This window comes from Priestia sp. YIM B13552, assembly GCF_042787775.1.
In the GTDB taxonomy this organism is placed as follows: domain Bacteria; phylum Bacillota; class Bacilli; order Bacillales; family Bacillaceae_H; genus Priestia; species Priestia megaterium_E.
Genome location: NZ_JBHZOU010000020.1, coordinates 1 through 10,729, shown reverse-complemented (window position 1 = coordinate 10,729; position 10,729 = coordinate 1). Strand labels below are relative to the sequence as shown.

Genomic DNA, 10,729 nt, shown 5'->3' with positions numbered 1-10,729 from the left:
CGAACTGACGTTCTCTATATTATACCATTTTAAAGGCATATATCTATAAAAATGTTAAAATATTCAGAAAAAATTAAAGGGATTGAGAATCATTTGAAAGAAAACAAAATAGAAAAAGTCGTAATAGTAGGATTAACGACTCCACATTGTGTATCAACTGTTACTCGAATGAGTAAAAATTTAGGATTTGAAACGTATCTCATATCAGATGCCACAGCTGCATTTGCAATAAAAGGAGCAGATAATGCATATTATCCAGCTAAACAAATACATACCGTGTCATTAGCAACTTTAGATAATGAGTTTGCCAAAGTTTTAACAACTGAAGAATTGATCAAAAAGTTAAATTTGACTGAAAATCACTGTCGAAATAAAGATAAACCACAAACCTACTGCGATAACGATCTCCGTTCCATAAGCCCAACATACCCAGCTAGCTGTATCAGCTGAAATAAACTGAGAAAAACTACTCAAAAAGAAAAGAGCAGCTTTTGGATTTAATACATTACATATTACATATAAACCGATATAAGCAAGCTAGGACTTTGTTATGATTTCTAACAAAAACAATCTAATATTATTTTTCATTTTATTATATTTAGATTGCCTACGTTGAATAATATCTACTATAACGAGCAAACTAAACAAGACGCCGTGAGGCATCTATCCAATACTTTAAAATCCTTGTTGTTTTAAATAGAAAAACCTACTGGTGCCAGATGAACCAATAGGTTTTTCTGTTTTATAACAAAGTGCACGACAGTTGAAACTTCATAGCTCTGAAAAGCTACCTCCAATCCTAGACATTATAGTAGAAGTAGTTGCTTGTTCGCATTATATTTTAAAAATAGTGGCACAAAACCTGTTGGAAAGGTACACACTGATGAGTGCTTTTAAATAGCTAGGACTGAAATAATGCTAATGCTTTAATGAAACTGAATTTTTTCATACCCTTTTCCTTTTATTAAGAAAATACATTCACACATGTATGACAATTGTCATACTAACTACTTGACGTTTATATCTTTTATTACCAGCTACTATGTTCTACTATAAATATAAAGAAGAGTTGAATACTAATCAATGTAAAGAAAGATGTAAGGAGGAACACATGAGCAAACAAAAAACGACTGAATTAAGAAAAAATGTAGCACCTTTTGAAAAATCCAATACGAAATCGAGTATAAAGCAATTAATAAACACATTTCTTCCGTTTTTACTACTTTGGTTTCTAGCTTATAAAAGTTTGTCCGTTTCTTATTGGCTAACACTGCCAATAGCTATTGTTACAGCCGGGTTCGTCGTCCGAACCTTCATTATTTTCCATGATTGTTGTCATCAATCATTTTTCAAAAACCGAAAAGCGAATAATATCCTTGGCACAATCAGTGGGGTTATCACCATGTTTCCGTATGAACAGTGGAAACGAAGCCACTCGATTCATCATGCCACGAGCAGCAACTTAGATAAACGAGGAACTGGTGATGTGTGGGTCATGACAGTTGACGAGTATGTTGCAGCTTCCTACTGGGGGCGGTTAGCTTACCGAATGTACCGCAATCCACTTGTTATGTTTGGATTAGGTCCCATCTATCTTTTCTTAGTTTCTAACCGATTGAATCGAAAAGACGCGAAACGAAAGGAACGTTTGAACACATATTTAACCAATTTCTCAATTGTTGCAGTGTATGCACTTTTATGTTGGGGTATTGGTTGGCAAGCTTTTCTGCTCGTTCAAGCTCCCATCCTTTTTGTAGCAGGATCACTGGGAATTTGGCTATTTTACGTACAGCATCAATTTGAGGATTCCTACTTTGAAAACGAAAAGGAGTGGGATTACGTGAAAGCTGCGGTTGATGGCAGCTCCTATTACAAGCTTCCTAAAGTTTTACAATGGGTAACAGGTAATATTGGTTTCCATCATGTACATCATTTGGCTCCAAGAGTTCCAAACTATAATTTAGAAAAGGCGCATGAGTCTACGCCGCCATTACAGAAAGCAACAACAATTACACTAAGCACAAGCTTGAAGTCCCTTCGTTTTCGACTTTTAGATCAACAAAATAAAAGTTTTGTAAGCTTCAAAGAAATTAAGCATCTACTAGACAATAAAAAATCTCGTATGAATTTGAATAACAAAAGACCCAACCTCAATAAAAATTGAATATCTTCTTTTTTATTTAAATTTATAAAATGAATAATAAATAGTGAATTGAACAAACTGCTCAAGATGCTGTGAAGCATTCTATCATAGACCCTTTTAAATAAAATTCAAGTAACAGAAAAAACTACTGTACAGGAGCAGTAGTTTTTTCTGTGTTTAAGTTGTATATGATATATGCCTTTAGTTAATATAAAAAGTGTTATCGATAGGAAAATAAGAAAGCAAATCGAATATCCAATTAGGCTCTTTACTTGTTAGAAGTGCATTTCTTTTAAAGAAGTCAATAAACTTTTATGCATGTTTAACGATGAAGCAATATCTTCCTTTGAAAGATTTTCTAATGCTTTTGCCATGGCTTTATATGATGAAGTATTTTTAATTGCTCTCTCTGATACCTCTTTTCCTTATAGAAGAGAAAGAGTAGCAAAAAATCATCCTTGATAAAGTTTACGACTATGCTGAATTTCCGAATAAAGTTAGTGTCCGATACGATAACTGCAATTCATCTTACTTCAAAAGTTCTATAAAAGGGGGCATTTTTCTACGTGAATGTCGAGAGTGTGGCATGAAGAAAAGCATTTAGGTGGTACTTAGACTATAAAAAATAGCATGGTTTGAATCGTAGTTGGTATTTTTTGACGTGTATATAGAAAATAAGCCACCTAGGGATATCCAAAGTAGGTGGCTTATACGATAAGCTTAATATGGAGCACGCTTTAAAAATTAATTTCTGTCAAAAAGAGAGCTGCCAGATATACCTGGGTTCGTCATTTCATAGGGGTTTAAAATTAACTCAAGCTCCTCCTCAGTCAATACGTCATATTGCAAACATAGTTCTCGTACCGACTTTCCATTTAAAATAGCCTCTCTAGCAATTCGTGCTGCTACTTCATATCCGATATGTGGATTTACGGCTGTAATAATCCCTACACTTTTTTCTACATACTCTTTTAAACGTCCCTCATTTGCTTCAATGCCTCTTAGGCAATGGTCTGTGAAGACTTGGAATGCGTTATTCATAATACTGATCGACTGAAGCAAGTTAAACACAAGAACAGGCTCCATCACATTTAGTTCAAGTTGACCTGCTTCCGATGCCAGACAAATTGTATGATCATTACCTATAACTTGAAAAGCTACTTGATTAATCATTTCAGGCATGACAGGATTGACCTTTCCAGGCATAATAGATGAACCAGGTTGACGAGCTGGTAATATAAGTTCAGCTAATCCTGCACGAGGACCAGATGCCATTAATCGGATATCATTCGCAATTTTAGACATATTAATCATGCAAACTTTTAAGCTAGCAGAGACTTCTGTATAAGCATCTGTATTTTGAGTCGCGTCTACAAGATGATTGGCCTTCTTAAGTGGTAAACCACTGATATTTGCTAGATATCTTACAACATTTTCGATATAACGTGGATCTGCATTTAAACCCGTTCCAACTGCAGTTGCTCCCATATTAACCTCATATAAATGTCCATAGGATTGCTTAATACGTTTCATATCGCGCTCAAGAACACGACTATATGATTCAAATTCTTGACCAAGACGGATTGGAACCGCATCCTGTAGGTGAGTACGTCCCATCTTTATAATAGAATCAAATTGTTCTGCCTTTTGCTGAAATACACTGTGCATATAATTCATTGTTTTCAGTAACTTATTTAACAGATTAAGCGTTGCAATATGGATAGCAGTTGGGAATACGTCATTTGTTGACTGTGACATGTTTACATGACTATTAGGGCTTAAATCGGAATAAGAACCTTTCTTATGACCAAGTAACTCTAAAGCTCTATTTGCGATAACCTCATTTGCATTCATATTCATTGAGGTCCCCGCACCACCCTGTATTGGATCAACAATAAATTGATTATTTCTTTTCCCTTCAATAACCTCGTCTGCTGCTTCAATAATTGCATTACCCAACCCATCATATAACCTTTTTGTTTCCATATTAGCAAGAGCAGCAGCCTTTTTAACGATTCCTAATGCTTTAATGAGTTCCGGGTGAATCTGGTAACCTGTTATTGGAAAGTTTTCAACTGCACGTAAAGTTTGAATCCCATAATAAGCATAAGTAGGAACTTCTTTTGTTCCTAGGAAATCTTTTTCAATTCTTACATTTTGTTTTTCTGGTATTTCTATATTTGCCATAACATTGATCTCCTTCTTTACATAAAAAGAAATTTTTTTATGCTACGTCCGATTTTTTAATAGAATCTGTATAATGCTTTGCTTTTTCTTTATCGAATCCGCCTTCCCACTTAGACATCACAATAGCAGCTAATGCGTTACCTACTACGTTGACAGATGTACGAAGCATATCTAAGATGCGATCAATGCCAGCAATGAATGCCATACCTTCTAAAGGTAATCCCATTGAGCCCAGTGTTGTTAATACAACAACAAATGATGCTCCTGCAACTCCTGCCATTCCCTTAGAAGTCAACATCAATACAAGTAAAAGTGTAATTTGTTCTATGAAAGATAAATGAATCCCATACATTTGTGCAATGAAAAGGGCAGCAATGGCTTGGTAAATGGATGACCCATCAAGGTTAAAGGTATATCCTGTCGGAATAACAAAGGATGTGACAGCTTTCGGACAACCAAAGTTCTCCATTTTAGTCATTAACCTTGGCAATACTGCTTCAGAGCTTGCGGTTGTAAACGCTAAAATTAACTCATCTTTTAAGATTTTTATAAGGACTAAAACATTAGTTCCAGCCATTTTTGCAATAATACCTAATACTACAAAAACAAAGAAAATCATGGTCAGGTATATAACGAGTACTAACTTTCCTAAAGGAATTAATGAACCGATTCCAAACTTCGCGACATTCAAACCAATTAAAGCAAATACGCCAAATGGAGCAAATTTCATAACTAAGTTTGTCATCCAAAACATGGATTCTAGTACGCCTTCAAAAAAGTTTAAAACTGGTTTGCCTTTTTCTCCAATTGCTGCGACTCCTAGACCAAATAAGACTGAGAAAAAGATAATTGCTAATAAATTTCCTTCAGTCAATGATTGAAATATATTAGTTGGGATAATATGAACGATTTGAGCTGCTACACCTGCACTCTCAGTTGTTTTAGATGTTTCTTCATATTTGGATATATCACCTTTCTCAAGGTTCCCCATATCTATACCACTACCTGGATGGAATAAATTTGCGGCTAATAATCCCACTGCTAATGCAATTGTAGTAACAATTTCAAAATAAAGAATGGTTTTTCCACCTAGTCTTCCTAACTTTTTAATATCACCTACACCAGCTATAGATACGATTAGTGCAGATACAACGATAGGAATAACAATCATTTTGATTAGGTGAAGAAAAATATCTCCTAAAGGTTGAAGAATGGCCATCGCTGTATTGTTTCCATAAAAAATAGCGCCTATAGCAATCCCGAACGCAAGTCCAATAAATATTTGTGTAGCTAATCCCAATTTCTTCATAGTTGTAACCCCTTTCAATTTGTGGTTCATTAAAACATTTAAAGAGAGCCTCTGCTTAGGCTATCGTCTATAAAAAAGACAATAATTAAAAATAAGTCCAATGTGTAAATAACCTTTAAAATAAATGGTAATCATCTGATTTAAAATTAACTCCCCCCCTCAAGTAAAGCGTTTTCAAAATCTTTAATGTAAAATACACTTTTTCGGCTCATCTTATATACCTGAGCATATAGTATCGTTTATAAAGAGATTTTCTATTATCCTTTTAACCTTTTTGAAATCCTGTTTATTGTCTAACATTCATATAAATCTAGTGACAGTCACTTCTAGATTTATATGAATGTTAGACAACAATATCCTAATCTATTATTCCCTCATTTCAGATAAAGAAATATCTTCTTTTTTATCTAGTGTCTAGATATAAGGTAGCAATAACACTAGATATCTCTATAACTTGTTAAAATAATTAAATCTCTTAAAATGTTTTTCTTTTAATAAAATGATATCGCTTTCAAAAAATCTCAATCGTGGTAACTACACATATCTTCTCCGAAAGCTAAAGGAATTTAGTATTTATTCCAGGTGTAACTTAATTAACGAAACTACAGCATTAAGTTGGGGTATCTCCTTCAATCTCTTCATACTGTAATCTCATTATAATAAACATGCGTTTCTTGCATATAGATAATGAATGGAATCAAAAAATGATAATAACGAAAAGTGTATTTTAAATTTCATGTTCTCTTTTTGCGTACTTCAATTACATTATATTTATATACAACAGATAAATCAAGAAGATTATTATTCATTTCGCGTACATTTTATTTAGACAAGCCTCATAGAAGTGAAAAATATTTAAATAACGACGAACTATTATTTAAATATTAACCTTGTTCGCTTGGCTTAGTTCCTGAAGAAATCGTGTACAGGAAGCATTTATTTTGGTGGAGGTACATTCATGTACAATTTTAGAGTATACACGTTACGTGACGGTTCAAAGAAAATCATTAAACTAAAAGAAGGAGAATCCTTTAAACAGGAACTTCAAAGAGCCAATATTCAAGAAACGCAAATTTTTCAGATGCAACTAGTGGAAAAACCAGAGTGATTTTAACATACCCCTTCTATATAGATGTAATTGTGGTAGTCTAATAAAAGCCAAATAGAAAAGAGTGATCAGCCTGGAAGAAATAAAAGAGCAAGAAATCGATCTAGATAAAGTGTATGACTATGCTGCATTTCCCGATAAGGTGAGTGGCAGATGTAACAACTGCAATTCATCTTACTTCAAAAGTTCTGTAAAGGGTGGCGTATTCTTACGTGAATGTCGAGAATGCGGAATGAAAAAGAGTATTTAAACATCGATGATATAGAAAAAGAGAAGGTTAAAAACCTTCTCTTTTTTAGTTTAACTGTGTTTTAGCCATCTTAAAGTAGAAGAAATATCTTACTCTCTAGATGTTTTTTCTACTTTATTATGTTATAACTTTTCTCTTAACATAGAAATTTCATTAATTAAATCTTTTATTAATCGTCCTAACGCTACTATGTGTTCATCTTTGCGGTCATAATCATCAATTTTCATAGATAGTTCTAAAACACGACAGGTCTCTTCAACTGTCAGGCCATGATCTCTTGCAAGAGTTTTTACTGTATCAAGAAATTTAACAGCATCATTATCAAAATAATCTTTTCGTGTTGTTTGATTAAATAATGTTCCCATTTTCTCTCTCCTTAAAAGTTTAATATTAGTAAATTACACAAATGAATCAGTGCCAGATTTGGAACTAGTACAGGCTGAGAGATGATATTTATTGCGAAGGAATATTGAGGCATTCGATTTACATGCCTATAACGTATTCGATAAGCATCTAACGATCACCTACTGCGGTAGCTAATTAGTATCAATTTATTTAATGGTAATGATTAAATATGCGCGATGATATGTGAAAACTAAGCATTGCTAGCTTATAAACAATGACATCAATATAGGCTTTTTTTCATACTATGTTTTGGGGGTGAATAAATGGCAAGAGTAAAGTACAGTAATTCAGACATTAACTTAATGGCAAGGATGATGCGAGCAGAAGCTGAAGGTGAAGGTAGACAAGGAATGTTATATGTGGGAAATGTAATTGTTAATCGTCTTGCAGCAAATTGTATAGACTTTAAAAATTTAAGAACCGTTTCACAAGTCATTTATCAAGTCCAGGGGGGGAATTATTCGTTTGAAGCTGTTCAAAAAGGCAATGTGTTTTATCAAAGAGCAAGAGGTGTTGAAAAAAGATTAGCAAAGCAGAACTTGGATTATTGGAGACAACACCCAGCGAAATTTGCTCTTTGGTATTTTAATCCACATGCTCCGTGCCCTCCAACATGGTACGGTCAACCTGCATCTGGTCAATTTAAAAATCATTGTTATTATGAACCAAAACCTGATACATGTGCTAGTGTTTATAGAGGTTAAGTTATTGAGGAGTTTTCTATTAATGTCTCTACTATTAATGAAAAATAGTTAATAATTTAAATATGACATAACACCCTCAAATTCAACAGTATAGAGAACTTGAGGGTGTTTGTTTCATTCATTTTTAGTTGTAGCTTTCTACTTATTCAATTGGTTTCTATTTATCTTATGTAAACTAGGAAAAAAATAATCTCTTTAGTATATGAAGTTTTGATTAAAGTTGCAGCCAGAAGCCTGAGCAGCCCCCTTCCTTTCTGTCATGTTAATTACACCTGTTCGCTATGTATTTTTATCAAAACATATTCGTATCATACAGTTGGCAAGCACTCATGAATTTTTCACATAAAAAAAGCACCCTCATCGTTAATGGTATTGGAGAATAAGGGCACTTCTTGAGAATTTAAGTTTTCTATACTAAAGTATAAGAAAGATTAGGTCTATAGTCATCATAACACATAAATTGATAGGTTGTCATACAAAATTTATTGTAGAAGAACACCCCTGTATTCAAAAAACAGGAGTGCTCTTTAGCATGATTATAAGTATTTTTATCTTTTTGTACCTCTACTATTTTCACTTTCCTCCCTCCATACTACCCATTTGGGAACCGTAGGGTAATCGAATATACTCTACTTTTTCCAATCATGATAGTCACTCTAAAATTCATCTTAAAATCACATTAAAAATAGATGAAAATAGTAGAAATTTATAAATTTAGTGGTATAGTAACAGCTACATAAGCTCTCTAAGAAAGAAACTTTATTATAAATTAGCTATATTAGATTAATAAAGACAGGAGTAATTGTAATGAAAAAATTGACCTTAATATTTGTATTAATATTTGCAATAGCTTTACCAAATGTTGCTCAGGCAAAAGGATTTAGTGGTCATAGTTCTTTCAGTCACAGTTCTTCGTTCAGTTCTCATTCAGATAGGGGCACATATTCAAGTGGCACTTATCATTCTGGATATAAGTCTCCGTCAAGCAACGTTACAAGAACACCATCATATACTAGGTCTCACACGACATATAACCAGACCCCGCCTTCACGAGCAAAAAGTATACTGACTCATGCTGCAGCTTTTGGAACAGGTGCGTTTTTAGGGCATATGCTTCATCCATTTGGTGGAAATTATAACGGTGCATATGGAAATAATCCTTCACATGGATTTTCTTTTTTAGGAATTCTTGTAGATATACTTGTGATTTTAGTCATCATTTGGGTAGTTAAAAACATCTTTACAAGAAGAAGATATTAAGGAGAAATTTAGAATGGAAGTACTATTTAACGAACAAGATATTGTGGATAGCGTTTGTATTTATATTGCTCTAAAAGAAAGAATTGAACCTGAACAGGTAGAAGTAGATTTGGAGCTTCATCCTTCCCTTGGGATTACTGCTTCCACCTTAGCATTAGGACGTACAGCGCGATTGCATGAACAAGACATCATTGATGCTGTTGCAGTATATTTACAGGACTATCACCAGTTAGTCGCGAATCATCTACAAGTTAATTTATCTTTTTCGGAAAAGAATAGATTTACTGCATCTATTCAAGTATTAAGTAATTAGTAATTAGTAATTAGTAATTAATTTTGACATGAGACTTCCGAGCATTTTCGTACTGGAACCAATAAGTTTAGTTTAATATTTGGACAATTTGTTTTTCTGGGTTTTTCTTGAAAATGGATGGTTCTTTTTTAACGTGAAATTGCTCTTTTAAAAAGCCCCTTAAATTTCTCTCTATCTTCGGGTGTAAATGGTTTTGGCCCCTTTGTACGCTTTCCACTTTTTCGAGCCATTGCACTCAAATAACGTGTTTGTAATAATTGGTCAATGTTTTCATTTGTATAGCTAGACCCATTATGGTGAAGTACCACACACCCTTTTGCTAAACCTAGCGAAGCAAGACCATAATCTTGCGTAACGATTATATCCCCTTTTTCTACTAACCCCATAATCCGATAATCCGCAGCATCTGCCCCAGAATCAACATAAATGGTTTCCACTCCTGATGGTTGTTCCACATTAGAAAAATGAGAAAAGCTAGTAACAAGGATAACAGGAATTTCAGCATTCGTACCTTCAGAGATAATGATATCTTTTACCGGACAAGCATCTGCATCAACATAAATTTTCATCTTTAACTCTCCCCGTAAATAAGTTTGAGTTGATGATAATGGAAGACTTATCCTTTGTCAAATGATAAAGATATTTTACCTAAAATTATTAAAACACAGTTGTTGTATTAAAGCGCGCGTTTGATGCTCTCTTTTTTAAAAGGAGAAGCTAATTTGATCTCACGTAATCTTCTAAAGTATGAAAAAGATGTTATTATCACTTATGAAACCCATAATAATAATGTGTTTTCTATTTATTGGGAGTGTGGTGAGATTTGTTTTTAATTCATTTATATGAACCTTGTAATGTTGAGGAAATAACAACTCAAATAGATCCAAAATATAAATACTCTAAGTGTGGAGTTGTTAATCCTACTATTACGACTTTTTCTATTTTGTGTTCTTTCAAATGATTCTCAATCCTCTTAATTTTTTCTGAATATTTTAACATTTTTATAGATATATGCCTTTAAAATGGTATAATATAGAGAACGTCAGTTCG

Annotated in this window: 11 protein-coding genes and 1 pseudogene; 8 read left to right on the top strand and 4 right to left on the bottom strand. The window is 33.5% G+C overall.

Features of this window, described 5'->3' with window-relative positions:
* Window positions 1-81: 81 nt before the first annotated feature.
* From ACFX40_RS27540 to ACFX40_RS27615, 3 genes and pseudogenes are all read left to right on the top strand, one after another.
* A pseudogene (locus tag ACFX40_RS27540) lies at window positions 82-336 on the top strand (isochorismatase family protein); the annotation flags it as partial.
* 775 nt (window positions 337-1,111) lie between these two features.
* The gene (desA, locus tag ACFX40_RS27535; RefSeq protein ID WP_098332641.1) at window positions 1,112-2,164 is read left to right on the top strand and encodes a Delta(5) desaturase DesA; all 1,053 of its coding nucleotides are present in this window, start codon (window positions 1,112-1,114) and stop codon (window positions 2,162-2,164) included.
* Window positions 2,165-2,594: 430 nt separating this feature from the next.
* Window positions 2,595-2,747, top strand: coding sequence for a DUF8096 family protein (locus tag ACFX40_RS27615; protein WP_098249370.1), 153 nt, complete (start codon window positions 2,595-2,597; stop codon window positions 2,745-2,747).
* 140 nt (window positions 2,748-2,887) lie between these two features.
* Here ACFX40_RS27615 and aspA read toward each other — a convergent pair whose 3' ends face one another.
* Both aspA and ACFX40_RS27525 read right to left on the bottom strand, forming a co-directional pair.
* The gene (gene aspA, locus ACFX40_RS27530; protein WP_377257372.1) at window positions 2,888-4,330 is read right to left on the bottom strand and encodes an aspartate ammonia-lyase; all 1,443 of its coding nucleotides are present in this window, start codon (window positions 4,328-4,330) and stop codon (window positions 2,888-2,890) included.
* 37 nt (window positions 4,331-4,367) lie between these two features.
* The gene (locus tag ACFX40_RS27525) at window positions 4,368-5,639 is read right to left on the bottom strand and encodes a cation:dicarboxylate symporter family transporter (protein ID WP_050691365.1); all 1,272 of its coding nucleotides are present in this window, start codon (window positions 5,637-5,639) and stop codon (window positions 4,368-4,370) included.
* A gap of 958 nt (window positions 5,640-6,597) precedes the next feature.
* On the opposite strand from ACFX40_RS27525, the gene ACFX40_RS27520 reads away from it, so the two are divergent.
* Together ACFX40_RS27520 and ACFX40_RS27515 are read left to right on the top strand one after the other, a co-directional pair.
* Window positions 6,598-6,747, top strand: coding sequence for a hypothetical protein (locus tag ACFX40_RS27520; protein WP_169305191.1), 150 nt, complete (start codon window positions 6,598-6,600; stop codon window positions 6,745-6,747).
* A 73-nt stretch (window positions 6,748-6,820) separates the two neighbouring features.
* Window positions 6,821-6,997 carry a DUF8096 family protein gene (locus ACFX40_RS27515; protein WP_097823078.1) on the top strand — a complete coding sequence of 59 codons (177 nt, stop codon included), beginning with the start codon at window positions 6,821-6,823 and terminating at the stop codon, window positions 6,995-6,997.
* Window positions 6,998-7,119: 122 nt separating this feature from the next.
* On the opposite strand, the gene ACFX40_RS27510 is transcribed toward ACFX40_RS27515, so the two are convergent.
* Complete coding sequence (locus ACFX40_RS27510; RefSeq protein WP_028409571.1) at window positions 7,120-7,362, bottom strand: hypothetical protein; 243 nt, start codon at window positions 7,360-7,362, stop codon at window positions 7,120-7,122.
* 303 nt (window positions 7,363-7,665) lie between these two features.
* Here ACFX40_RS27510 and ACFX40_RS27505 point away from each other — a divergent pair, with 303 nt between their 5' ends.
* The 3 genes from ACFX40_RS27505 (at window position 7,666) to ACFX40_RS27495 (ending at window position 9,679) form a co-directional block, all read left to right on the top strand.
* Window positions 7,666-8,106: a cell wall hydrolase gene (locus ACFX40_RS27505; RefSeq protein WP_028409572.1), complete on the top strand. Its 441-nt coding sequence runs from the start codon at window positions 7,666-7,668 to the stop codon at window positions 8,104-8,106.
* Between the two features lie 807 nt (window positions 8,107-8,913).
* Window positions 8,914-9,366: a hypothetical protein gene (locus tag ACFX40_RS27500; RefSeq protein WP_060746403.1), complete on the top strand. Its 453-nt coding sequence runs from the start codon at window positions 8,914-8,916 to the stop codon at window positions 9,364-9,366.
* A 13-nt stretch (window positions 9,367-9,379) separates the two neighbouring features.
* Window positions 9,380-9,679: a DUF2653 family protein gene (locus tag ACFX40_RS27495; protein WP_028409937.1), complete on the top strand. Its 300-nt coding sequence runs from the start codon at window positions 9,380-9,382 to the stop codon at window positions 9,677-9,679.
* Window positions 9,680-9,807: 128 nt separating this feature from the next.
* Here ACFX40_RS27495 and ACFX40_RS27490 read toward each other — a convergent pair whose 3' ends face one another.
* Complete coding sequence (locus tag ACFX40_RS27490) at window positions 9,808-10,248, bottom strand: YaiI/YqxD family protein (RefSeq protein WP_028409936.1); 441 nt, start codon at window positions 10,246-10,248, stop codon at window positions 9,808-9,810.
* Window positions 10,249-10,729 lie beyond the last annotated feature (481 nt).